Source organism: Rhodococcus sp. NPDC004095, from assembly GCF_053604015.1.
Genome location: NZ_JBSGGS010000001.1, coordinates 87,988 through 110,654 on the forward strand (window position 1 = coordinate 87,988; position 22,667 = coordinate 110,654).

General features: G+C 67.3%; 21 protein-coding genes. 6 read left to right on the forward strand and 15 right to left on the reverse strand.

Annotated elements, in window-relative coordinates; translation table 11 throughout:
• Position 1: 1 nt before the first annotated feature.
• Both ACWEPG_RS00350 and ACWEPG_RS00355 read right to left on the reverse strand, forming a co-directional pair.
• A complete protein-coding gene (locus ACWEPG_RS00350; protein ID WP_450111976.1) occupies positions 2 to 874 on the reverse strand; it encodes a LysR family transcriptional regulator in 873 nt (290 codons plus the stop codon).
• 68 nt (positions 875 to 942) lie between these two features.
• Positions 943 to 2,061, reverse strand: coding sequence for an NDMA-dependent alcohol dehydrogenase (locus ACWEPG_RS00355; RefSeq protein ID WP_450111975.1), 1,119 nt, complete (start codon positions 2,059 to 2,061; stop codon positions 943 to 945).
• A 151-nt stretch (positions 2,062 to 2,212) separates the two neighbouring features.
• Between ACWEPG_RS00355 and ACWEPG_RS00360 the strand changes: the two genes are divergently transcribed.
• Positions 2,213 to 2,869, forward strand: a complete 657-nt coding sequence (locus ACWEPG_RS00360; RefSeq protein WP_452593597.1) for a M50 family metallopeptidase — start codon at positions 2,213 to 2,215, stop codon at positions 2,867 to 2,869.
• Between the two features lie 80 nt (positions 2,870 to 2,949).
• On the opposite strand, the gene ACWEPG_RS00365 is transcribed toward ACWEPG_RS00360, so the two are convergent.
• A complete protein-coding gene (locus ACWEPG_RS00365) occupies positions 2,950 to 3,114 on the reverse strand; it encodes a hypothetical protein (protein WP_452593598.1) in 165 nt (54 codons plus the stop codon).
• Positions 3,115 to 3,311: 197 nt separating this feature from the next.
• On the opposite strand from ACWEPG_RS00365, the gene ACWEPG_RS00370 reads away from it, so the two are divergent.
• Entirely contained in the window at positions 3,312 to 4,904 is a 1,593-nt protein-coding gene (locus tag ACWEPG_RS00370; RefSeq protein ID WP_452593599.1) for a molybdopterin-dependent oxidoreductase, read from the forward strand.
• Between the two features lie 15 nt (positions 4,905 to 4,919).
• Here the strand turns inward: ACWEPG_RS00370 and ACWEPG_RS00375 are convergent, their stop codons facing one another.
• The gene (locus ACWEPG_RS00375; RefSeq protein WP_452593600.1) at positions 4,920 to 8,366 is read right to left on the reverse strand and encodes a DEAD/DEAH box helicase family protein; all 3,447 of its coding nucleotides are present in this window, start codon (positions 8,364 to 8,366) and stop codon (positions 4,920 to 4,922) included.
• Between the two features lie 237 nt (positions 8,367 to 8,603).
• Here ACWEPG_RS00375 and ACWEPG_RS00380 point away from each other — a divergent pair, with 237 nt between their 5' ends.
• Positions 8,604 to 9,266 carry an Ltp family lipoprotein gene (locus ACWEPG_RS00380; RefSeq protein ID WP_452593601.1) on the forward strand — a complete coding sequence of 221 codons (663 nt, stop codon included), beginning with the start codon at positions 8,604 to 8,606 and terminating at the stop codon, positions 9,264 to 9,266.
• A 103-nt stretch (positions 9,267 to 9,369) separates the two neighbouring features.
• Here the strand turns inward: ACWEPG_RS00380 and ACWEPG_RS00385 are convergent, their stop codons facing one another.
• The 8 genes from ACWEPG_RS00385 to ACWEPG_RS00420 form a co-directional block, all read right to left on the reverse strand.
• A complete protein-coding gene (locus tag ACWEPG_RS00385; protein WP_452593602.1) occupies positions 9,370 to 10,902 on the reverse strand; it encodes a DUF222 domain-containing protein in 1,533 nt (510 codons plus the stop codon).
• A 47-nt stretch (positions 10,903 to 10,949) separates the two neighbouring features.
• Positions 10,950 to 11,555, reverse strand: a complete 606-nt coding sequence (locus ACWEPG_RS00390; protein WP_452593603.1) for a DUF2510 domain-containing protein — start codon at positions 11,553 to 11,555, stop codon at positions 10,950 to 10,952.
• Between the two features lie 22 nt (positions 11,556 to 11,577).
• Positions 11,578 to 11,973, reverse strand: coding sequence for a hypothetical protein (locus ACWEPG_RS00395; RefSeq protein WP_452593604.1), 396 nt, complete (start codon positions 11,971 to 11,973; stop codon positions 11,578 to 11,580).
• Positions 11,974 to 12,022: 49 nt separating this feature from the next.
• Positions 12,023 to 12,481, reverse strand: coding sequence for a DUF732 domain-containing protein (locus ACWEPG_RS00400; protein ID WP_452593605.1), 459 nt, complete (start codon positions 12,479 to 12,481; stop codon positions 12,023 to 12,025).
• A 106-nt stretch (positions 12,482 to 12,587) separates the two neighbouring features.
• Positions 12,588 to 13,508 carry a restriction endonuclease gene (locus tag ACWEPG_RS00405; protein ID WP_452593606.1) on the reverse strand — a complete coding sequence of 307 codons (921 nt, stop codon included), beginning with the start codon at positions 13,506 to 13,508 and terminating at the stop codon, positions 12,588 to 12,590.
• Complete coding sequence (locus ACWEPG_RS00410) at positions 13,505 to 14,692, reverse strand: restriction endonuclease subunit S (RefSeq protein ID WP_452593607.1); 1,188 nt, start codon at positions 14,690 to 14,692, stop codon at positions 13,505 to 13,507. The genes ACWEPG_RS00405 and ACWEPG_RS00410 overlap by 4 nt, the downstream gene beginning before the upstream one ends.
• Positions 14,689 to 16,233 carry a type I restriction-modification system subunit M gene (locus ACWEPG_RS00415; protein WP_452593859.1) on the reverse strand — a complete coding sequence of 515 codons (1,545 nt, stop codon included), beginning with the start codon at positions 16,231 to 16,233 and terminating at the stop codon, positions 14,689 to 14,691. The genes ACWEPG_RS00410 and ACWEPG_RS00415 overlap by 4 nt, the downstream gene beginning before the upstream one ends.
• 136 nt (positions 16,234 to 16,369) lie before the next feature.
• On the reverse strand, positions 16,370 to 17,203 hold the full coding sequence (locus tag ACWEPG_RS00420) for a protein phosphatase 2C domain-containing protein (RefSeq protein ID WP_450111971.1): 834 nt from the start codon (positions 17,201 to 17,203) through the stop codon (positions 16,370 to 16,372).
• Positions 17,204 to 17,384: 181 nt separating this feature from the next.
• Between ACWEPG_RS00420 and ACWEPG_RS00425 the strand changes: the two genes are divergently transcribed.
• A complete protein-coding gene (locus ACWEPG_RS00425) occupies positions 17,385 to 18,458 on the forward strand; it encodes a metallophosphoesterase (RefSeq protein ID WP_452593608.1) in 1,074 nt (357 codons plus the stop codon).
• 70 nt (positions 18,459 to 18,528) lie between these two features.
• Here ACWEPG_RS00425 and ACWEPG_RS00430 read toward each other — a convergent pair whose 3' ends face one another.
• From ACWEPG_RS00430 to ACWEPG_RS00440, 3 genes are all read right to left on the reverse strand, one after another.
• Positions 18,529 to 19,188, reverse strand: coding sequence for a DUF6308 family protein (locus ACWEPG_RS00430; RefSeq protein ID WP_452593609.1), 660 nt, complete (start codon positions 19,186 to 19,188; stop codon positions 18,529 to 18,531).
• Positions 19,181 to 19,762: a hypothetical protein gene (locus ACWEPG_RS00435; RefSeq protein WP_450111968.1), complete on the reverse strand. Its 582-nt coding sequence runs from the start codon at positions 19,760 to 19,762 to the stop codon at positions 19,181 to 19,183. The genes ACWEPG_RS00430 and ACWEPG_RS00435 overlap by 8 nt, the downstream gene beginning before the upstream one ends.
• A 140-nt stretch (positions 19,763 to 19,902) precedes the next feature.
• A complete protein-coding gene (locus ACWEPG_RS00440) occupies positions 19,903 to 21,354 on the reverse strand; it encodes a flavin-containing monooxygenase (RefSeq protein WP_450112055.1) in 1,452 nt (483 codons plus the stop codon).
• A 171-nt stretch (positions 21,355 to 21,525) separates the two neighbouring features.
• Between ACWEPG_RS00440 and ACWEPG_RS00445 the strand changes: the two genes are divergently transcribed.
• Complete coding sequence (locus tag ACWEPG_RS00445; protein ID WP_450111967.1) at positions 21,526 to 22,095, forward strand: TIGR03086 family metal-binding protein; 570 nt, start codon at positions 21,526 to 21,528, stop codon at positions 22,093 to 22,095.
• 110 nt (positions 22,096 to 22,205) lie between these two features.
• Entirely contained in the window at positions 22,206 to 22,664 is a 459-nt protein-coding gene (locus ACWEPG_RS00450) for a MarR family winged helix-turn-helix transcriptional regulator (protein WP_450111966.1), read from the forward strand.
• The last annotated feature ends 3 nt before the right edge of the window (positions 22,665 to 22,667 follow it).

The following is a 22,667-nucleotide window of genomic DNA, read 5'->3' on the forward strand; positions in this document are numbered from 1 at the left end:
TTCAGCGCACCGCCCTGACCCAGTCGACGAGGGCATCGACGAGCGGGGACCGGGTGCGCGAACGCAGCGAGTACATCGCGGCCTCGGTCTCGGGGATGCCCAGGTCCTCGCTGAATGCGAGCAGGGCGAGTCCCCGGCCGGGAGTCCACCCCGATCCCACGAGCACGGCGTCCGTCGCGAGCACGGTGGAGGTCAGCAGCTCATAGTTGTCGAGTTCGATCGAGGCCCGCAGCAGCGAGCGGTCGAATCGCACCGGCAGCGAGTTCAGGTAGCCGTTCCACGCGGTGACCGCGACCACCGGGTAGTCCCGCAGCGCCTCCACCGGGACGGGGTTTCCGGTGTCGAGGGGGTGCCCCTCGCGGACGCTGAACTCAACCCGGCTGGGACCGAGCCGATCGACGCGAAGCCGGTCGAGGGAGTGCGCGGGATGCGCCAGCGCGAGGAACACCTCGACGGACCCGGCGAACAGCGCCTCGGTGAGCGCGTCGACGGAGTCGATCGTGATCCGCACCGACAGTTCGGGATGGTCGCGAACCACCTCGGTCATCAAGCGCGGCAACAGATTCGATGCCGACGATGGCGAGATCCCGAACGAGATCTCTCCCGCCAGGCCCGCGGCGGCCGACCGCATCACGTTCTTGAGCTCCTCGGCTCCGCGCAACAGGGTGTCCGCGGAGGCGAGAACCTGCCGGCCGACCTCGGTGATCAGGACGCCGTCGCGGCCGCGTTCGAGCAGCCGCACCCCGTACTGCCGTTCGAGGGACTGGATGCTGCGGGACAGCGCAGGCTGCGACATGTGCAGCGTCTCGGCCGCGCGGTGGAAGCTGCCGCAACGCGCGACCTCGGCGAACTGCTCCAGTTTGCGCAGGTCCATCCGTCGATCCCTTCACCGGCCGGCCGCCCCCGCCGGGCAGCCTAGCCGGTGAAGAAATCCACCGAAAACTAACTCGCGTAGTCGATGACGCCGCGGATGTTCACACCGGCGTGCATGTCCGCGTACGCCTCGTTGATCTGGTCCAGCGTGTAGCGGCGGGTGACCAGCTCGTCGAGGTGCAGCTTGCCCTCCGCGTAGAGGTCGAGCAGGCGCGGGACCGCCTCGCGGGGCGATCCCATGCCGAACAGGACACCCTGAATCCGCTTCTGGTACATGGAGATCTCGAAGAGGTTGATCGGCATGCCGACCTCGGTGACGGCCCCCTGCGCTGTCACCACGACGGTGCCGGCCTTGCGGATCGCCGCGAACGCCTCGCCCACGTGCTCACCGTGGATGACGCCGACGGTGACAATCGCGGAGTCGGCGCCCTGCCCGTTGGTGATGGACTTGGCGAACCCGGTGGCCTGCTCCATGTTCTCGTACGCCTCGGTGGCACCGAGCTTGAGCGCCATCTCCCGTTTGAACGCGACCGGGTCGACCGCGATGACGTGCGCCGCGCCCGCGTGCGCGGCGCCCTGCACGGCGTTGATGCCGATGCCGCCGACACCCATCACGATCACCACGTCGCCGACCTTCACCTCGGCACCGTTGGTGGCCGAACCCCAGCCGGTGGGTACACCGCAGCCGACCAGGCACGCGACGTTCAGCGGGACGTCGTCGCGCACCTTGATGCACGACACCTCGTCGAGGACCTGCCATTCCGCGAACGTGCCGAGCATGGCTGCCGTGGCGACGTCCTCGCCGTCGGTGGTGTGCATCCGGAACCCGCCGTCGAGCTGGGTCCCCTCGAGGATGAGCGCGCCGTTGTCGCAGAGGTTCTGCATGCCGGACGCGCACCAGCGACAAGTCCCGCAGGACGGGATGAAGGACGTCACGATGTGGTCGCCGACGTTCAGGTTCCGCACCCCGGCACCGACCTTGCGGACGATGCCTGCGCCCTCGTGCCCGCCGCAGAACGGCAGGTGCCCGACCGGGGAATCGCCGACCGCCATGTGGTCGTCGGAGTGGCAGAGCCCGGTGGCGACCATCTCGACCAGCACCTCACCGAAGCCGGGATCGTCCAGCTCCACGTCGATGACCTGCCAGGCTCCGGGCTGTTCCTTCAATACCGCTGCGCGCGTCCTCATTGACCGCTCCTCGTGAACCGGCGCCGGCTCGGGTCGTCCGGCGTCCGATTTGTGACGCTAGTCACGCCCGTTCGTGGTCGTCCAATGCAACTTTCGGCGTCCGGCGATGCGCCGTGCGCATCGCCGCGGACGGCATTGGCACCATGGTCGGGTGAACTCGTACTGGGCCGGCTGGTCGGCGTATCTCCCCCTCGTGCTGGCCGCGGCCGCGGTGCTGTGGCGGCCGCTGTGGAATCTGACGCGGCACGTGGTGACCCTGGCACACGAGGCCGGCCATGCGCTGGCGGCCGTCGCGACCGGCAGGCGACTGACGGGCATCCGGCTGCACTCGGACACCTCCGGGTTGACGCTGTCGCGGGGCAAGCCCCGCGGTCCGGGGATGGTGCTGACGGCCGCGGCCGGCTATCTGGCGCCGTCCCTGCTCGGCCTCGCCGGGGCCGCGCTGATCGCCGCGGGCCGCCTGCCGATCCTGTTGTGGGGCGCGGTGGCGTTGATCGCCGCGATGATCCCGTTCATCCGGAACGTCTTCGGGTTCCTCGTCCTGGTCGCGTCCGGGGCTGCGGTCGGCGCCGTCGCCTGGTACGGATCCCCCACTCTGCAACTGCATTTCGCGTACACCGCGATCTGGCTGCTGCTGATGGGCAACCTGCGCACCATCCTCGAGGCCGCTCGAACCCACTCGGGCCGTTCGGATCTCGACCAGCTGCGCGTCCTCACCCACCTGCCCCGCGCGGTGTGGACGGTCCTGCTGATCGCGGTCGCCGTCAGCACCGGGGTCCTGGCCTGGCGGGCGCAGTACATGTCCTGAACCCAGGCGGCCGATCGACGCCGACCGGGCGATGCCGGTCGGCACCAAAAGGCCCACACCCGCTTCGGGTGTGGGCCTGATCAGCTTCCGGTGGCGTGCATGTCCGCGGGCGTCGACTCTGCGGCAGGCATGGGCGGCACCGACTCCGACGCGTTCGAGTCCTCGCCGCCGGATGAGCAGGCGGACAGTCCGAGGACCACCACTGCGGCGAGGCCGACTGCGGCTGGGGTCGGGTTCGTCTTCACCGTGATTCCCACTTTCGTCGATCTCGGTCGTGGGACCCAGCCTCTGCCGATGGACCGGTGCCGTCAGGCTTTCGACACCCACGGCGAATCGGATGGGTCGAATTCGCGGAAACTCTCGCGGGCCGATTCACGACACCCATCCGATTCCGCTGCCGCTCCGAACCGTTCACAATTGAGCAGAGAGGGCGTGGGATCCGATGACGACGGAAGCACACGGGGAACCGAACACGGAACCGGGGCAAGGCCCGCAAGTGAGCCGGTGGCGAACGCTGCCGGGACGTGCACTGTCGGGAGTGCTCGCCGCCGCGGTGATTCTGGGGGTCGGCGAGCTGGTGGCGGTGCCGATCGGCTCGTCGGCGTCCCCGTTCTTCGCGGTCGGGTCGACAACCGTCGACCGGAGTCCGGCGTGGGCACGCGAATTCGCGATCAAGACGTTCGAGACCAACGACAAGCCGGCGTTGTTCATCGGCATGAGCGTCCTGATCGTGGTGCTCGCCGCGATCGCAGGCATCGTCGAACGCACCCGCCGACCGTACGGCAGCGCCATCCTCGTGGCACTCGGCGCGGTCGGGGTGTACGCGGCGACCACCCGCCCCGGCGCGACCGCCGTCGACGCCGTCCCCACGATCGTCGGGGTCGCCGCCGGAGTTCTCACCCTGAGGCTCCTGACCTGCCGTGCTCGCGACCTCGACGAGCCGGCACCCGAACGGGTCGCCATGTCCCGCCGACGGTTTCTCGTGCTGGCGGGCACCGCGGCCGCGGTGGCGGTGGCCGCGGGGGCGGCCGGACGTCACCTGGCCGGCACGATCGCGGGGGCGGTGCGCAACCGGATGGCCTTCGTCCTACCCGCGGTCGCCGCGAGGAACCGGGCACCGGCCGTCGCGCCGGGCATGGACATCGCCGTCCCCGGGGCGACCCCGTTCGTCACGAGCAACGAGGACTTCTACCGCATCGACACCGCCCTGCGGGTGCCGATGCTCACCACCGACGACTGGAGCCTTCGCATCCACGGCATGGTCGACCGCGAGATCACGGTGCGGTGGGCGGATCTGGTCGCCCGGACCCCGATCGAACGCACCATCACCCTCACCTGCGTCTCCAACGAGGTCGGCGGCAGCCTCGCCGGGAATGCCACCTGGATCGGCTACCGGATCAAGGACCTGCTCGACGAGGCCGGCGTGTCCCCCGACGCCGACATGCTGCTGTCGACCAGTTCCGACGGGTTCACCTCGGGCACCCCGATCGCGGTCCTGCGCGACGGCCGGGACGCGATGCTCGCGGTCACGATGAACGGGCAACCGCTGCCGTTCGAGCACGGCTACCCCGTCCGGCAGGTCGTGCCCGGCCTCTACGGATTCGTCTCCGCCACCAAGTGGGTGGTGGACTGGGAGGTGACCCGCTTCGACCGGGCCCAGGCGTACTGGACACGGCGCGGCTGGGGTGAGCGGGCCCCGATCAAGACCGCCTCCCGGATCGACGTCCCGGCGTCGTTCGCCCACGTGGGCGCCGGTGACGTCCTGGTCGCGGGCACTGCGTGGGCCCAGCACCGTGGCATCGCCCGTGTCGAGGTCCGCGCCGACAACGGCCCGTGGCAGGACGCGACCCTCGCCCCCGAGTACTCGATCGACACCTGGCGGCAGTGGACCTGGCGGTGGCGTGCCACCCCCGGCACCCACACCCTGCAGGTCCGCGCCACCGACCTCGACGGGAACGTCCAGACCGAGCAGCGCGCCGAACCGATCCCGGACGGCGCCAGCGGGTGGCACAGCCGCTCGCTCACCGTGACGTGACGGTGCCGGTGGCCGTCACGCGGTGGCGGCCACCGCGGAGCTGTTGATCGACCGGATCACGCCCAGCAGACGCTGCGTCTGATCGGGGTTGAAGAGCTGTGACGGCCCTTGCGGTGCGGCGTCGGTGAACGGGGCCTCGAACAGCAGTTTCGGATCCATCTCGCCGTGCCGGGTCAGGTGCCCGACGATCAGGTTCACGAAGTCGATCTGACTGGCCGTCGCGGTTCGTTCACCGAGGAACTCCGCGAACGCCTCCTGCACCGCCTGTTGGTCGAGGCCGACGAGGGAGCGGATGAACCGTGCGAGTCCGTCGGCGTTGGCGACGGCGCGTTCCATGTCCTCGGGGTCGCCGGCGCCGCTGCGAGCCAACAGTTCCTCGAGCGAATCGAGGTCGGCCGACGTCAGGGGCTTCCCCGAGCGCACCTTCTGCAGCGCCAGGTTGTCCGGCTGGCGCCGCAGGTAGTCACGCACCTTCGCGGTGTACCGTTCGACGTCGGTGCCGGACCGCATCTCCGGCATGTCGCGCTCCACCACCTCGCCGAGGGTGTCGGTGAAGTCGGTGTAGACGACAACCCGCTTCTTCTTCTCCAACAGCCCGACGATGGAGCGGAGCTCGCGCCGGGCGTGTTCGAGCATCTCGGGGGTGACGTCCTGCCACCACTCGTCGCTCGCGACCTCGCGCAGCAGTTCCTCCTTGGCCTTCACCTTGGGGATGGCCAGGCCCTCGTCGAGGAGGCCGTCCGCGACGCCACGGATGGTGTCGGCGTACTTGGGGAGGGTGCCGTCGGCGACGACCACCGCCAGCTGTCCGCGCAGCACCACCAGGTCGAATCGCTTGGCCATCTCGTCCGTGTCGCGGACCGTGGTCGGCAGCCCGGCGAGGCTCTCGACGATCTCGGCCGCCCGCCGTTCGGTGACGGACTCCCAAGCGGCCCGGTCCGCGTACTTCTCCACCTCGCGTCGCCGGGTGCGGACGATGAAGTTGTCCAGGCGCATCCCCGCGACCTGCCCGTGCAGCAGATCGGCGGTGTCGCGACGCAACGTCGGCGCGGACCCGGACCGGTCGAGGGCGGCAAGCAGTTCGGTGCGGGTCGCGAAGAGGCGCTGCGAAAGTGACGGTGCGAGCGCACCTTCCGATGCATCGGGGTTTTGATCGAAGTAGTCGAAATTGCCGCACACGTCGAAGATGAAGAAGTCGGTCTTGTCCTGACCGGGACCGTAGAGGTCGGGCCGCAGCCGGGTGCCTCGGCCCACCATCTGCCAGAACTTCGACTTCGAGCGCACCGGCTTGAAGAACACGAGGTTCACGACTTCGGGGACGTCGATTCCGGTGTCGAGCATGTCGACGGAGATCGCGATGTGCGGTTCCTGGTCGGGCCGGGAGAACTTGTCGATGAGGTCCTGGCCGTAGTTGACCGAGTGGGTGATGACGCGGGCGAAGGAGCCCTTGAACTCGGGGTAGTTGGCGTCGAACCGTTCCGCAATGAACTGTGCGTGCCGTTCGTTCTTCGCGAAGACAATGGTCTTGCCGAGTCGGTCCCCACCGGCGACGCGGTGCCCGTGGGTCATCACGGTTTCGAGCACCTTGTCGACGGTGTCGGTGTTGAACAGCCACTTGTTGACGGCCTCGGCCTGCACGGCATCGGGGATCTCGTCGTCGGCGACGTCGTCTCCCCAGTCGATCGATTCGTACCGCTTCTTCTCCTCGTCGGTGAGAGCGGCGTAGCGGATGCCCTGCAGCGGGAACGTGAGCGGCACATTCACCGCGCGCGGCGGCACGAGGTACTTGTCGTCGATGGCCTGCTTGAGCGGGTAGTCGTCAGTCGGGACGCCGGTTTCGAGGTGGAACAGCTGGTAGGTGTTGTAGTCCACCTCGTCCTTCGGGGTGGCGGTGAGCCCGAGGAGCAGCGAGTCGAAGTACCGGAAGATGTGCCGGTACTTCTGGTACACGGACCGGTGGGCCTCGTCGATGACGACGAGATCGAAGTAGCCGGGGCCGAACCGTCTCGTGTCAGTGTCGATGTCGTCGATCAGGCCCATCATCGTCGGATAGGTGGAGACGTAGACCCGTCCCTCGGTGTTCTTGTCCGTCAACAGGTTCACCGGCGACGAGTCGGGCAGGTGCGTCTTGAACGCGCCGACGGCCTGCTTGACGAGGGCCTTGCGGTCCGCGAGGAACAGCACGCGCTTGACCCAGTTGGCGCGCATCAGCATGTCGGTGAGTGCGACGACGGTGCGGGTTTTGCCGGATCCGGTTGCCATCACGAGGAGCGCAGCGCGCTGGTTCTCGTGCTCGAACCGCTCGGCGACGGCGCGGATCGCCTTCTCCTGGTAGGGGCGGCCCGCGATCTCCTGCGGGACGGGGATCTCGGCGAGCGGTTTCAGCGAGGACCGGCGGGCGATCAGCAGGTCCAGTTCGTCGCGGGTGTGGAAGCCGGCGACCTGTCGCGGCGGATAACGCAGATCGTCCCAGAAGTGGTGCTCGAAACCGTTGCTGTAGTAGATGACCGGGCGCCGACCCGTCATCTGCTCGAGGCAGTCCGCGTACAGCTTCGCCTGCTGCTGCCCGACGATCGGGTCGACAGACGTCCTCTTCGCCTCGACCACGGCGAGCGGCAGCCCGTCGGCGCCCCACAGCACGTAGTCGGCGAATCCGTTCTTGCCGTCGGGCATTCCGGTGACCGGGTACTCGCGGTCCCGCTCCTGGTCGAGGGCCCATCCGGCTTCGTGAAGCATGAGGTCGACGAGGTCGCGGCGGGTCTGCGCCTCGTCGTAGTCGTGGGTGTCGGGGGTCGCGGTGTTGGCTGCCTGCGCGGCGGCGATCTGGGCGCGCAGTTCCGCATTGAGCTGTTCGTAGCTGGCCTTTTCGAGTGCCGCTGTTTCCAACTCCTCGTTGCGGGCCTTCAGCTGCGCAATGAGGTCCTGATTCTTGGCCTCGGACTGCTCGAGTTGCGCATCCTTGGCGGCCATCTCTGCTTCGAGCTTGCTGAGCTGCGCGACGGTCTTCGCGACGGCGGCACCACCACCGGGCTTGGGCAGCCGGTTGGCGTCGAACTGCTGCTGCGGCGACGGCTTGCTGGACGGCTGCGTCGCATAGCTGCGGGCCAGCCAGGACAGAATGTGGAACAGCTCGGCGAGCGCCTTCTGCCCGGAGTCCTTGGACACCGGCTTGGCCTCGTGGACGGCGGCGTTGCCGAGCCGGCGGATGAGGTCCATCTTCGTGACCAGCTGGTGCCCGACGACGCCAACGAACTTGCCGTCGTGCAGCCGGGCCGCGAGGTCCGATTTGTAGGGCTCGGGCAGGTTCTGGGTGCGGTAGATCCACTTGACCGTGTGCTCGACGGTGCGGCGAGCGTAGAAGCAGGTCGTACGCGGATCGAACAGCGCGTCACGCTCGGCCTTCTTGGCCTCGGTATGCAGTTGCGGCCATTCGGCCTGCAGGAAGTCGAAGTTCCCCACCATGGACCCGCAGTCCTCTCCAAGCTCGTGTGCGCCAGGCGCAGTGACGTGTCCGTTCCGTGCTGATCTTGACACAGGCGTCCGAGCTTTCCCGGAGCCGACGAACACTACGGACCGGGTCGGACAGATTCGCCCGGCCGGAGGATCACAGAAGTTTGTCGGTGGGCTCTGTCATTCTGTCCGGCTCTCGCAAATGCGGGACGCGTCGGCGACGACGCACCATCTCCACAGGAGCACGACATGACCGAGCCCTACTCCACCCTGCAGCCCGGCTACCAGCCTGTCGCACCCGCACCGAAGAAGCGGAAGAAGTGGCCGTGGGTGGTCGGCGCGATCGTTCTGGTTCTCGGCCTCGCCGGTGCCTTCGGCGAAGGTGAGGCAGAGAAGGGCGGCGCAGTGACCGCAGCCGCACCGAGCAGCCAGGCGGCGGTGGCCTCGACGACCGCACCGAGGCCCAGCAGCAAGTCCGCCGTTCCGAGCATCGCCCCTGCGGCACCTGCGGCACCTGCGGAGCCTGTGGCGAACAGCGCCCCGGCGGCGGCCATCGTTCCGCCGGTGACCACGGTGGCGCCCGCGCCTGCACCTGTTGTCGCGCCTGCACCGGCCAAGCCGCAGGTCAGCTCCAGCCAGCGGAACGCCGTCCGGTCCGCCCAGCAGTACCTCGACTACTCTGCCTTCTCCCGCAGCGGACTGATCGACCAGCTCGAGTACGAGGGCTTCTCCACCGAGGATGCGACGTACGCGGTGGACAATCTGAATGCTGACTGGAACAAGCAGGCAGCACGGAGCGCCGAGCAGTATCTCGACTACACCTCGTTCTCGAAGTCCGGACTGATTGATCAGCTGGTGTACGAGGGCTTCACGTATGCGCAGGCCGAGTACGGGGCGAATGCCGCCTACTGACGGCCCCTTTCGAGGGCAGGACGTGGACACCTCACGACCGTCCGGGCTCAGTCTTTCGCTCGGCGGTAGGTGGTGTCTCGTCTTCCCCCAAGGGCAGGTCCGGTCAGGGGACCTCGTCGTCGCCTCCGGTCGCCCTGTCGGGGTGCTCACGGTTGTCTCGTTCGTTCTGCTCTCTCCAGCGCCGCAGCTCTGCGTCCCGACGAGCCCGGTGACGGGCGAGCGCACCTACAACGAGGTCACCGAGGTGGTGGCGATGGTTCACGCGGGGCTTCCGGTTCGGATCGACATGCGGCGGCGCAATCCACTCTGTGCGACCCGAATTGACAGAGTCGGGTGGTGCGACACGGGTTTTCCACCCGCCGGGTCCGTCGTGAACGAGGGCATGGCAGCTGTCGCAGGCGAGGTCCTCGTTGGCGATGTCGGTGCGCCCGCCGTCCTGCCATTCCGTGATGTGGTGCACGGCGGTGAGGGAGGCGGGGGCATCGCAGCCGGGTCTGGTGCAGCCACGGGAGGCGGCGATGAGCGCGAGTCGCTGATCGCCCGAGGCGAGGCGGCGATTGCGACCGAGGTGCAGGGGCCGGCCGTTGTGGTCGAACAGGGCCAGTACGGGGTGGGCCCTCTCAGCCATTCGCAGCGCGTCGCGGATGGGAACGATGCCGCCGGTAGCCGTAGTCGCGACTCCTGATGCCTTCTCGAGCTGCCCGACCGTCATGGTGATGATCGCGGTCACCGGAAGACCTCGGTGGCTGCCGAGGATTCCGGACGAGAGCATCTGCTGAAGCGCCACTTTCAGCCCGTCGTGGTTGCGTTGCACTGCAGTTCGGGTGTCGCGGGCGGCAGCCTTCGCCAGAGCGGTGCGGTCCAAGCCCGGAGAATCGAGGTCCCCGGAAGGGGATTCGGGGTCGTCGGGGTTGTTCATGCCGGGCCGGGCGAGTTTCGCCAGGACCGGGTCGAGAAGGGCGCGCAGTTCCGGGTCGAGCATGCCGGAGATCGGCGTCAACAGGTCCGCGCCCTGTTTCCCGATGCGGATGCCGCGGCGACGCTTGCGTTCCTTCTCGTCCGGCGCGTCCCCGTCCGGGTTGAGATGCGCGAGCAGGTGCACGCCGATCTTGGTGACGTCCTCCGGCGTCGTCGAGCGGGCGGCGTCGGCAAGGATCTCCTCCGCGACGGCGATCTCGTCGGCGTCGGTGCCGTGCGGGACCTTGCGCATGGTCTTCGCGATCGCGGCGACATGGTCCGGCGCGACCGCACCTTCCCTCACCGCAGCCGCGGTTGTCGGCAACACCGGGTCCATCTCCTCGCCGCCGACGGTGTGCCAGGTACCAACCTTGGTGGCGCCCTTGACCCGCTTGGCGGCATCGGCACCGGAGATCCGGAGCGTGGAGATCAGGAAGTCGTTGATCGATCGGCAGGCCAGATTCCCCGGGATGGACCGTTCGACGGCCTCGACGATCAGGCGGTGCCCCACTGCGGATGCCTTCCGCAGCGACGCTTCCATCCGCTGCAGGGACTCGACGACGTCAGCTTCGGACAGCCCCGACAGCGACTCCATCAGCAGGCCCTCGACTGCGGCATCGAGAGCGGCCAGGTGATGTTCCACCTGACCGCACCCCCCGGAACCGTCGCTCGAAAGCATGTTCGAATTGTAGCGCGGGTCACCGACAAGATTCGACGATTCGCGATCTAGGGTGTTGGCTGCGGCGGCGGAGGTCCTGGCTCGTGACCGGGAACCTGGAGTGTCGCCTCGGTCCACCTGACCCCGTCGAACCAACGCAGCCGGGTCGGGTCCAACTGGTCGGGATACCACCCCGAGGGCGGGCCGCCGACTGGCTGCAACGACGTGGCCTGCCGCGCGGGCGCAACTGAGTGTCGGCCTGCCGGATGCGCCTGAGATCCCTGCAATACCAACGGTTCCGGTGCCGGTACCGATGCTGACGGCCGGCGAACGAAGGCGACAGTCGCGATGCCGACACCAAGGACGATCGAACCCCACCCGATCCAGCGACGGACGGTCAGCGCGTCGGTGCATGCGGTATAAGGGCGCCAAGCGTCCGACGCTGGCGATCTGGATTCATAGCCGAGGACCCGGGCCCAACCCTCGGTACTGCGATCTATCGAGTAGTTCTCGGCCGGGACCAGGTCACGGATCAGGGCGGTGCCGCATCCAACGTCGGATCCTCGGTGGGAGACACTCACCGGGATCAGTAGCGCGAGAACTCCAGCGAGAATGGCGACTCCCGCCGCCCATACCAGTGTTTTGTGTGCGACCCAGGATTGCGTCTTAGCCACGCGATTCCTCTCTCGGACCGGTCTAATTGATGTACTTGACCCACCGGGGGCAGCCGTACTGGGTCAGATAGGTCGTCGCCGGTGCGGCCAATGCCAGATCGTGACCGTAGTACTTCAGCTGGCCCAGCGCGGTGTACTGGAAGCCGCGCTCGCCACCGATCTTCTCCCAGTCCGCGCAGACCTCGGCCGCGCGTTCCTGCAGCCACTGCGCACCTTGATGCGGGAGTCCGTTCTGGTCGAACTGGCCGATGAGCCGGTCGAGAGTGCCCTCAGGCGACATTGTTGCGGTCGTAGCCCGGGGAGCCGACGCGGTCGACTGCGCCGCTGCGGTACCCGAGGTGGTCTCCCCGGATGCGCAGCTCGTGATCGCCACCGCAACAATCGGCGCGGCGGCCATGAAAATGATCCTGCGGTTCATGATTCACTCCGATTCAGCAGCGGGGTGCAGTGAGGTTGGACTGCCACCGTCATCTGCCGCCGGTGTACTCAGGGCAGTACGAACTCACTGCTGCGACAATGATCGTGGTGTTGTCGGCATTGCTGTAGACACCGGCATTGTCGGACTGCTGCTTCAGAATGGTCTTCGCGTCGGCCACGGTCTGACCGCTCAGGACTGCCCGTTCGATGAGCTCGCACATGCCCTGCCCGACCTTGATCGCGACTTCGTCGCTGCCGAACGGGACTGCGGCAGCATGCACCTCGCGCAGGTAGCTCACATCCGGGGATTCGGGCTGCGCAGTCGATGAACTGCATCCAGTGAGGGTTCCGGTGACGGTGAGTCCGGCCGCCGCAGCGACGCCAATCCAGCTGCCCGACCGCAGAAGCCAGGTGACCCGGCCAGAGTTGTTCGCCCACATACCCGGACCATCGCCCGATTGGGCTCGACCGTTATCTGATGTCGATTGTTTGAATGACGCCTCGTTCACCGTCGCAGAAGGTAAGGTCGCCGCGTGTACCCGGGCGTGCGGCCTCAGCTCGTCGCACAAGCACGGTCGTAGCTTCCAAGCTCCCTGCCAAGCGAGCGGGAGGTGGTCACTCGAAGTAGTCCTCGTCGACCTCGACGACGGTGAAGGTCTGGCGCGTCTGGACGGCGACGCCGTAGCGGATCATGAGTTGGGCGAGCCGCCCGCCGTCGATGAGGATGATGCGGGTGCCGATGCCGTTCGCGTACTCGCGGGCGCCGGAGGTGAAGGTGCTGGTGGTGATGAACACGCCGCGGGCCGCGCCGACGCCGTGCAGGGCACCTACGAACGCCTGGATCTCCGGCCGGCCGACGGTATTGTCGGCCGCATAGCGTTTGGCCTGCACATAGATTCGGTCCAGCCCGAGCGGGTCCTGGTCGATAACGCCGTCCACGCCGCCGTCGCCTGAGCCGCCGATGCGGGTGGCTTTCCCTTCGGCGCCGCCGTAGCCCATCGCGACGAGCACGTCGAGCACCGACTGCTCGAGGAAGTCGGGGTGCTGCTCGCGGAGCCGCTTGAGCAGGTCGGCTGCGACCTCGGCGTGCAACTGCGCGACGCCGGCCTCGATCTGCTCCAGCGGATCGGAGTCACCCTCGACGGGAGCAGGGTCGGTGGTCGCCGAATTCTTACCCACGGGCACATAGTCTTGGTATGCAGGAACGGCTTTCAGCGCTTTCGCTGTAATCCCATCAGGATTTGCGGCGAGCAGTTCACGCCCTGCATCGGTGATCGTGAACGTGGCCCGCGCCGGCTTGTCGACAAGCTGCGCCCGGTACAGACCACTGAGCGCCCACCCGACGCGGTTGTCGAAACGACTCTGCCCTGACGACAGCACCTCATCCCGCTGCTCGCTCGTGATGCCAACATGTTCCGCCACCGCAACATGCAGGTCACGCTTGCGCCAAATCCCTCCATCCGCAAGAACTTCCAACACCGGGGTGAGGAACCCGGACCACACCGGCATCTCCGACACCGGAGCAGGCACGGTCACAGCTCACCCTGGAAAGCGCGGGACTGGAGGGAAGCGAAGAGAGCATCAAGCGCGGCGAGGGCTGTGTGGTGACCGGCCTTGCTGGATTCCACGAGTGCCACTCGCTGTTCGAACTGCTTCTGCGCCGACGCCAATGCCCTCGGAATCCGAATTGACTGGACCTCTCGTGCATTGATGTTGGCCATGCCAACGATGCTTTTGCACATTCCCCGTAGAACGGCTTTCCCATAACGTGAGTTGAGGAAGGCCGAGATGTACTCGGGCGAGTTTCCATCGGCGACACGGAGTCGAACCAGGTATCCCGCATACGCCATCGGGCTCTCGCCGCGGTAGACGGCCGTCTTGCCCACCAGTTCTGCACTGTTGGTGCGATTGAACAGCACGTCGCCTGCACGAACAGTGAATCGGTCGACCTTGTCATCCGGCAGATCAGTGTACTTGAGGTCAGTCAGGTCCATCTGCCCCTGGTAGGTAATATTGTTCATTCGCAGTACCGCGAACTCTCCGTCCGCCCCGCTCTTCTCGCTGGTTCCGTACTGCGCTGAGTCAAGAAGGTCACCGATCGTGACAAACTCCAGACCCTTCGAGTTGGTTGCCGGATCGCCGAACATGTCGATGAAGATCGACTGGGTCAGCTCGTCGAGGCAGGCGAGGGCTTCCCGACGCTTGGCGCGAAGGGCGTCGGCATGGTCGAGGATCGCCGCAATCCGCCGCTGTTCTGCGAGAGGCGGCAGCGGGACACGGATCTTCTCAAGTTCCGACTTCCGCAGCGATGGAACAGTCGTCGACGATGCGAACTTGTAGAGATCTACGGTCTGCAGGAACCTGTACAGATACTCGGAGTCAATTGAACCATTTGGTACTGCAGCCATCGCATTGTTGTCGATCAACATTTCCTGATCGGCTACCACTCGATGATTCTGCCGAATCGCCTCGCCGATCTTTGCAAAGAGCACGCTCCCCCGCGGCACCAGCTTCGCCTTGAGGACCGCGAGATCACCTTTGTCGACGTAGTTGTCGGCGACTACGATGCGCTTCTTGCCTGCACGACTTGTGCGAGAGATGTCGCCAACTTTGGCGAAAGGATAGTCACCGATAGTCCTACCCTGAAGACTCGTCGGAAACCCGACGCCCGCCCGAAGGTCTGCGACTTCACCCAGAGCCGCAATCGGCAATATACTCACGCCACACCGCCAGCAAGCATCTCCCGCAGCTGCGCCATGCCGTCGACGATCTCCTTCTCGAGGCGGTCGAGCTCGTCGAGGATCTCGGCCGGCTTCCGGTGCTCGATCTCCTCGTGGACGATCTCCTTGTAGCGATTCAGGGACAGGTCGTACCCCTGCGCAGCGATGTCATCCTTCTGCACACAGAAGCTCTGCTCGGTCCGCGCACGCTCCAGCTCGTCGCTGTCGCGAAGACTCCAGCGCCGCAGCACATCCGGCAGGTTGTTCTTGGCGTGCTCGTCCTCGGTCAGCTCAGCGAGCGCGCCGAGCTTGCCCTCGTCGAGCAGCGGGTTGCGCTTGTCGTCCAGCGACCAGCCGTCGGCCTGCACGTCGCAGAACCAGACGTTGTCGGTGCCGCCGGAGTTGGTCTTGGTGAAGAACAGGATCGCGGTCGACACCCCGGCATACGGCTTGAACACGCCGGACGGCAGCTTCACGACCGCGTCGAGCTTCTGCTCCTCGACGAGAATCCTGCGAAGTTCCTTGTGCGCCTTCGACGATCCGAACAGCACGCCGTCGGGCACGATCACCGCTGCGCGTCCACCAGGCTTGAGGAGCCGGAGGAACAGCGCCAGGAACAGCAGCTCCGTCTTCTTGGTCTTCGCGATCTGCTGTAGATCCTTCGCGGTGTTCTCGTAGTCCAGCGAGCCGGCGAACGGCGGGTTGGCGAGGATCAGCGAATAGGCCTCGGCGTCACCGGTGTTCGCCTCGGCGAGGGAGTCGCGGTAGCGGATGTCCGGCTGTTCGATGCCGTGCAGCATCATGTTCATCGAGCCGATGCGGAGCATGGTGTTGTCGAAGTCGAAGCCGTGGAACATGTCGTGGTGGTACTGCTCGCGGCCCGCACCGGAGTTGATCGCGTCCGCGTGGTTCGCCCGCATGTACTCCGACGCACCTACCAGGAAGCCACAGGTGCCGGAGGCCGGGTCGACGATGCGGTCGCCGGGCTTCGGCGCGGTCATGTGCACCATCAGTTCGATGATGTGCCGCGGCGTGCGGAACTGGCCGTTCTGACCGGCCGAGGCGATCTTCGCGAGCAGGTACTCGTAGATGTCGCCCTTGGTGTCGCGGTTGTCCATCGGCACCTTGTCGAGCCGGTCGATCACCCGCTGCAGCATGCCGGCGTTGGGGATGGTCAGCCGCGCATCCTTCATGAAGTGCGCGTAGGTGGAGTCCTCGCCACGCATCTCCTTGATGAACGGGAACACCCGGTTGGCGACGATGTCGAACGCCTCGTCGGCGTGCCGGTCCTTGAACACCGACCACCGCAGGTCGTTGTAGGGCCGCCCCTCCTCGTCCTTGCCCTCGGGAAACGGGTTGCCCTCGAGCGGCTCGCCCAGGAGGTTCGCCTTGTTCAGCGCGTTGGTCTGCTCGTCGTCGAGTCGCCGGATGAACAGCAGGTAGGTGATCTGCTCCATCACCTCCAGCGGGTTCGAGATGCCGCCCGTCCAGAAGGCGTCCCAGACTGCGTCGACCTTGTTCTTGATGTCACCGGTGATCACGGGTACCGCTACCTGCCTGTTCTGCTCGACGAAGACCAACAGAACTGTATAGACCCACCCACCGACACACTCGGCGCGTCCCGAACCGCCCGAACAACCCGCTCCGCCGACAAGGGCTGCTCACAACAGGGACGGGTCAGCGCGGCGTCCACACCGCGACGGCGGTGCGGTCGTCGGCCGGTCCGGCCGGCTCGAACGCGATGCGGTCGGCGAGGTCGCCGAGGCGGGGCGGGTTGGTCCACCCCGTCGCGAACGAGGCGGCGACGGCGCTGCCGCCGTCCTCGAACGCGTCCGCGACACCGTCACTGCACACCATCAGCAGTTCTTCCGGACCGATCTCGTAGCTCGTCCCGGTAACGACCGCGTCGTCGGGCACCGGCAGCGCGAGGGCCCGTGAGATGGCGACCTCACGGCGCGTCAGCCGTCCACCGGACATCAACAACCACGGTTCGAAGCCCAGCGCACCGGAGCGGGTGCGACGCCACCACGCACTGCTGTCGCCGACGGTGGCCGCGTGGGCCAACCACGGTCCGGGGCCGTCGACGCCCTCGATGGCGAGCGCGGTCACGGTGGTGGCCATGACGTCGGCAACCTCGTCGAGGCTCGGCGCGCGGTCCCCGAGCAGGTCGCCCGCGGCCCGCGTCACCGCCAGCGAGGCCACCCGGAAGTGCGGGGTCCAGTCGCCGGAGACCTCCAGGTCGGCGGTGAGCAGGTGATCGGCGAGTGCCGCGCTCGCCGCCGCGGCGGCCAGGTGCGAGTACTCCATCGCGCCGAGGCCGTCACAGACGACGGCCGCGATCCGGCCGTTGCCCTGTCGTACGGCGTACGAGTCCTGCCTTGGCGTCAGGTCCGATTCGTGCGAGGTTCCCCGCATCGACGCCGCGCGGACCGTCCATCCCCGCACGTCGAGTGCGTCGTGGACGGCGTCGGGTACGACGCCGCCCGGTATCGGGCTCCCAGACACAGACATGGATCCATCCAACACCGACGGCGGCCGCTCACCCAGGCGACGCGCGGTCGGGGCGACGATCGGCGCGGCCCGAAATGTTCGTGAACACCCGGCGACATTTGGCCCGTGCAGTTGAACGGCTGTCCATATTCGGGTTTGCTCCGTGTCGGTGCCCACCCTTTTCGAGACGAACGAGGACACGATGACGGAGTTCGACGGAATCGATCGACGGCGATTCCTCACCGGCGCGGCGGTGGCAGGCGCCGCCGTCCCGCTCGCCGCGATGACGCCGGCGGTCGCCGCCGCTGCCGCTACCGACAGCGACAAGTTCGCCTTTCCCACCGGATCGACGCTCCGCGTCCTCCTCACCGGTGACGCGGGCACCGGCGCCCAGCCTCAGTGGGCGGTGGCCGACGCGATTCGCGACCTCCACGGCCGCGAACCCCTCGCCATGGCACTGGGTCTCGGCGACAACATCTACGAACTGGGCCCCACCAGCGAGGACGACACCCAGTTCACCACGAAGTTCGAGGACCCGAACCACGGCCTCGACTTCCCGTGGGTGATGGCACTGGGCAATCACGACAACAGCGCGGTCTTCCCGGGCGACGGCGGCTGGCTGTTGCGCGGCGACGAGGAGGTCGACTACCACCGGCGTTCCCGGAAGTGGTGGATGCCCAGCCGGTACTACTCGGTGCGCGTGCCCGAACGGAACCCGGTCGTCGAGTTCTTCGTGCTCGACCTCAACCCGCTCGCCGCGTACCTCCCACCGCTGCTCTCACCGTATTGGTCCCCCGACGGACAGTTCACGAGCGAGCAACGTGCCTGGCTCGATGCGGCGTTGGCCTCCTCGACGGCGAAGTGGAAGATCGCCGTCACCCATCATCCGTATCTCAGCAACGGATCACACGGCGATGCCGGCAAGTACGACGGGATCCCGGTCGAGCCCATGAACGGTGTCCACGCGAAGCGGTTCTTCGAGGACCACGTCGTCGGCCGATGCCACTTCATTCTCTCCGGACACGATCATTCGCTGCAGATCCTCGAGCCGACGGCGGCCTCCAAGGGAACGCGTCAGATCGTGTCGGGCGCGTCGGCGAAGAACAGCCACGGCAAGGCCGGAGCCGAGGTCGCCCGCAGGAACCTCTTCCAGAACTACACCGACGTCGGATTCATGGTGATGGACCTCGCCCCGGATGCCGTCACCATCCGGGTGTACACGGTGGACATCGCCACCGCGCAGTCGACGGTGGCGTTCGAGCGTCGGCTGGCCTGATCGACCGCAGGTCGCCGCCGGGGTGTCCGTCCGGGAGGGCGCCCCCACTCGCCGACCCGCAGGCGGTCCGTCACCCGGTGCGGGGAACGTACCTCTTGCCCTGCATCCAGGCCAGCACATCCAGAATGCGCAGCGCAGGCACCGCCTCGTCCAGCCCGGCCTGATCACGCAGGCGGATCAGCCGGCGGTGCAGTTCGCCCTCGTTGGCCCTCAGCGCGACGCGGATCTGTTCGAGGTGCGTGACAGTGGTGCCCAGTTCGATCCCCACGACCCGGTCGTAGATCGGATACAGGCGAGGGCGTTTACGCGCAATGAGTTTCGAGGCCGTGGTCCGGCCGACGCCGTGGATCTCACGCAGCACCGTGTCGAGCCGCCACACCGGAGCGGACTCGGTGAGCACGTCGGCCTCGTCCGCGAGGTCGCGGTCCGGGCCGACCTCCCGCAGCAGGGCGCTCAGCTCGGCACGCTTCTCCCCCAACATGACCAACGCGCCCTGCCCGGGAACCTCGACCGACAGCAGGGTGACCGCGACGAGGTCGTCGGCGGTGAAGACGTCGCGATCGGCGTCGCGGCGGCCACTGGGATCCCAGTTGTCCCACAGCGCACCGGTCCTCAGGTATCCGGTCTTGACGACCTTGCGGGTGAAGTACTCGCTCAGCACGTCCAACGCCGCGGCGTCGTCGCCGTCGCGAAGGACGCGGGGCAGCCGGATGGGCAGCGGGTCAGTCATCGGCGGCCGCCCGCCCGAGCACGTGCGCCGCGAAGGCGCGGTTGTGGTACTGCGCATACGGCCCGCGCCCCTTGGTGCCGAGGTGGTCGGTCAGCGGCCGGATCGCCTTCGCCAGGGGCAGGTCGAAGAACTGGTCGTCGGCGCCGTCGTCGGAGACGAACCAGTCGATCAGAACACCGTCCCCTCCGGCGGAAGCCATGTCGGTCGGGTGGCACCGCAGCAGCGGGTAGCGGAGCGCGAGTTCGTCCAGGCTCGACGATGTTTCCTCGGTCAGTGCCGACAGCGACGCGTACAGGGCGACCCGATAGTCGACGATCTCCCCGTCCTCGAGGAAACGCTCGACGAACAGCACCTCCATCGGCCCGGCATTGAGGGTGAACAGCCGCTCCCGTTCAGCGGACCGGTTGGTCGCGGGGAGCGCGCTGAGCGTCCACCGGTCCACCTCCCCACCTGCCGGGTCGTCGAACGCGTCGGTCAGGTAGTCGGCGATCAGGTCGGTGACCACCTCGAAGAACGGGTCCTGTTGCAGCTCTTCGAAGTTCTCGTCAGTCGCGGACGGGTGAATGGTGGCCATGACAAGAACTGTATCTACCGGGCTTCCGGCGGGGGCGTCAGCACCCGACGTGCACACACCTTTTCCAGCGTGCACACTCCTTCTCCACGTCCAGCACCCCTGCGTGTGCCCGAAAGAGTGTGTGAATGACCGCGCGGCCGTCACCCACCGACAGTCGGCGAGCTCAGCTCGTAGTCGTCGAGCGGGAACGAGCGCGCCTCCTTGAACGCGTTCGCGGTCGACGTCGGGCGCAGCAGGGCCGCCTCGCCGTGCTGGTTGAAGTAGTACGACCGCGACGTGCTGCAGCTACCGGCGTAGAAAACGGAGCCGTCGAGGTTCGCGGTCATCCGGTCCAGGAAGTGCTCGTTGGCCTGCTCGGTCACCTCGAACACGTCCGCCCCGCGACGCTTCATCTCGCCGAACAGCCGGGTCATGTGCGCCATCTGGGACTCGATGGTGGTGAAATACGACAGTCCGCTGTACGAGTACGGGCTGGCCAGGGTGAGGAAGTTCGGGAACTTCGGCACGGCGACACCCTCATATGCCTGGAATCGGTTGTCCCGCCACCACTTTCCGAGGTTCCTCTGGTCGCGTCCGATCACCTCGATGGCCGGGAAGTTCACGTCCCACAGGTTGAAGCCGGTCGCGAGGATCAGGGTGTCGATCTCGGTCTTGCGGCCGTCCGCGGTGACGATGCCGTCCGCTTCGATCCGTTCGATGGATGCGGTCTCGAGGGCGACGTTCCTCTTGGTGAAGGTGCGGAAGTAGCTGTTGGAGAACGTCGGCCGCTTGCAGCCGAAGTCGTAGTCGGGGGTCAGCGCACTCCGCAGCTTCGCGTCCCGAACCTGGGTCCGCAGGAACAGCCGGGACGCCGCGGCGGCGGCCTTGTTCAGCAGCTTCGCCTGCCTGTAGTGCAGCACCGCACTGACCATCAGGCCCTCCAGCAGTCCGTCACTGACGGCGCGGGCGGCACGTTGGGTGGCCGGCACCTTCGCGAACAGCCGTTGCAGCACACCGGGAATCGGCATGTCCAGCTTGGGTACCACCCAGATCGGGGTGCGCTGATACACGGTCAGCGCGGCGGCCTTGCGGGCGACCTCGGGGATCAACTGGACGGCGGTAGCGCCGGTGCCGATGATCGCGGCCCGCGCACCGGCGAGGTCGACACTGTCGTCCCAGGCAGTCGTGTGCACGATCCGGCCGGCGAACGCGTCGATGCCGTCGATGTCCGGCATGTGCGGCTGCGACAGGAATCCGGTCGCGGTGAGCAGGTAGCGGCCCGTCACCGGCTCCCGACCGTCGATCGCCACCACCCAGTGCCGCGCATCGTCGTCCCAGCGGGCTCCGGAGACGACGGCACCGAAACGCATGTAGCGACGCAGGTCGTACTTGTCGGCGACGTGGTCGGCGTACTTCTTGAGTTCGGCGCCGGGCGCGAACAGGCGCGACCAGTGCGGGTTGGGTTCGAACGAGTACGAGTAGGTCACGGACGCGATGTCCACGGCCAGGCCCGGGTAGCGGTTGACGTGCCAGGTTCCGCCGAGGTCGTCCTCGCGTTCGAGGATCGCCAGATTCGTCATGCCGAGCCGGTTGAGCGCGATCGCCGCGCCCATTCCACCGAATCCGGCGCCGACGATCACCGCGTCGAACTGCGTGTTCTGCTCCACAGGCCCACCCTTCCCAGTGTGTGTCACTTTCAGTATCACTCACTTTCCCGCCTCGGAACACCCCGTTTCGGGAATTCCGGGGTTCCTCGGCGAGCGTGACGGTGGTAGGCCGGAATCATGACCTCGACCATCGAGGACCTCGGCCGGGCACTCGACGCGACCGCCACACTGGTGGCCGCCGTCGCCGACGACCAGTGGTCCGCACCGACGCCCTGCACCGACTGGTCCGTCCACCAGCTCGTCAACCACCTGACGGCCGGCAACCACATGTTCGCGTCCGCGCTCCACCAGCGCCCGCTGCCGGTCGCGGCCGTCGCCTCGCCGCCCGACCTGCTCGGACCCGACCCGGCCGGCTCATTCCGCGCCGCCGCAGATGCCCTCGTGCAGGCGTTCGCGGCGCCCGGTGCCCTCGAGTCCGAGGTCGACCTGCCCATCCGGCGCATGCCCGCGACGGTGGCGCTGAACCTGCGCACCGTCGAGACGATCACGCACGGGTGGGACCTCGCGCGCGCCATCGGGCAGCCGACCGCCTACGACGACGCGGTGATCGAGGAGCAGATCGCGTTCAGCCGGGCGCTGATTCCCCAGCTGCCACCGGGGCGCACCCCGTTCGCCCCGCCGCAACCGGTCACCGACGACGCCCCACCGATCGACCGCCTGGTCGCCCTCCTCGGCCGCACCCCCTGACGCGACCCACGCGGCGAGTGCGCGGACGGGGACTGCCCCCGCATTCCGGTTCGACGTGAAACGCGACGCAATTTAGTTAGTGCGCTATCTATTCGTGTACGCTTCGATTTGTGACCACCACCGACACCGATCCACTCGCCCTCGACCGGCAGGTCTGCTTCGCGCTGGCCGTGGCGAACCGGGCCGTCCTCTCGGTGTACCGCCCCCTGCTCGAGCCGATGGGGCTGACGCACCCGCAGTATCTGGTGATGCTCGCGCTCTGGGGCGAGGCTCCGATGTCCGTCAAGGCGATCGGCGCTGCGCTGCAACTGGATTCACCGACCCTCTCCCCGCTGCTCAAGCGCCTCGAGGCGTCCGGACTGATCACCCGCACCCGCAGCGCGGAGGACGAGCGTGCGCTCGTCGTCGACCTGACGGACGCAGGACGCGCGCTGCGCGACGAGGCGGAGAAGATCCCGCCGGCCGTGGTCGCGGCACTGGGCGTCGGGCTCCCGCAGCTCGAAGAGCTGCACCGCGTCCTCACCGACATCAACAAGGCCGCACTCGCGGCCGGAGCACTGGAGAAGTGAGCG

What these genes read in the sequence shown, in the direction of transcription:
- ACWEPG_RS00395 (WP_452593604.1), bottom strand. Translation starts at nt 11,973, where the DNA reads ATGAACCGCAGGATCATTTTCATGGCCGCCGCGCCGATTGTTGCGGTG.
- ACWEPG_RS00385 (WP_452593602.1), bottom strand. Translation starts at nt 10,902, where the DNA reads ATGCTTTCGAGCGACGGTTCCGGGGGGTGCGGTCAGGTGGAACATCAC.
- ACWEPG_RS00440 (WP_450112055.1), bottom strand. Translation starts at nt 21,354, where the DNA reads ATGGGCGCGGCGATCGCGCTCAACCGGCTCGGCATGACGAATCTGGCG.
- ACWEPG_RS00375 (WP_452593600.1), bottom strand. Translation starts at nt 8,366, where the DNA reads ATGGTGGGGAACTTCGACTTCCTGCAGGCCGAATGGCCGCAACTGCAT.
- ACWEPG_RS00430 (WP_452593609.1), bottom strand. Translation starts at nt 19,188, where the DNA reads ATGACTGACCCGCTGCCCATCCGGCTGCCCCGCGTCCTTCGCGACGGC.
- ACWEPG_RS00370 (WP_452593599.1), top strand. Translation starts at nt 3,312, where the DNA reads ATGACGACGGAAGCACACGGGGAACCGAACACGGAACCGGGGCAAGGC.
- ACWEPG_RS00420 (WP_450111971.1), bottom strand. Translation starts at nt 17,203, where the DNA reads ATGTCTGTGTCTGGGAGCCCGATACCGGGCGGCGTCGTACCCGACGCC.
- ACWEPG_RS00435 (WP_450111968.1), bottom strand. Translation starts at nt 19,762, where the DNA reads ATGGCCACCATTCACCCGTCCGCGACTGACGAGAACTTCGAAGAGCTG.
- ACWEPG_RS00350 (WP_450111976.1), bottom strand. Translation starts at nt 874, where the DNA reads ATGGACCTGCGCAAACTGGAGCAGTTCGCCGAGGTCGCGCGTTGCGGC.
- ACWEPG_RS00425 (WP_452593608.1), top strand. Translation starts at nt 17,385, where the DNA reads ATGACGGAGTTCGACGGAATCGATCGACGGCGATTCCTCACCGGCGCG.
- ACWEPG_RS00380 (WP_452593601.1), top strand. Translation starts at nt 8,604, where the DNA reads ATGACCGAGCCCTACTCCACCCTGCAGCCCGGCTACCAGCCTGTCGCA.
- ACWEPG_RS00445 (WP_450111967.1), top strand. Translation starts at nt 21,526, where the DNA reads ATGACCTCGACCATCGAGGACCTCGGCCGGGCACTCGACGCGACCGCC.
- ACWEPG_RS00355 (WP_450111975.1), bottom strand. Translation starts at nt 2,061, where the DNA reads ATGAGGACGCGCGCAGCGGTATTGAAGGAACAGCCCGGAGCCTGGCAG.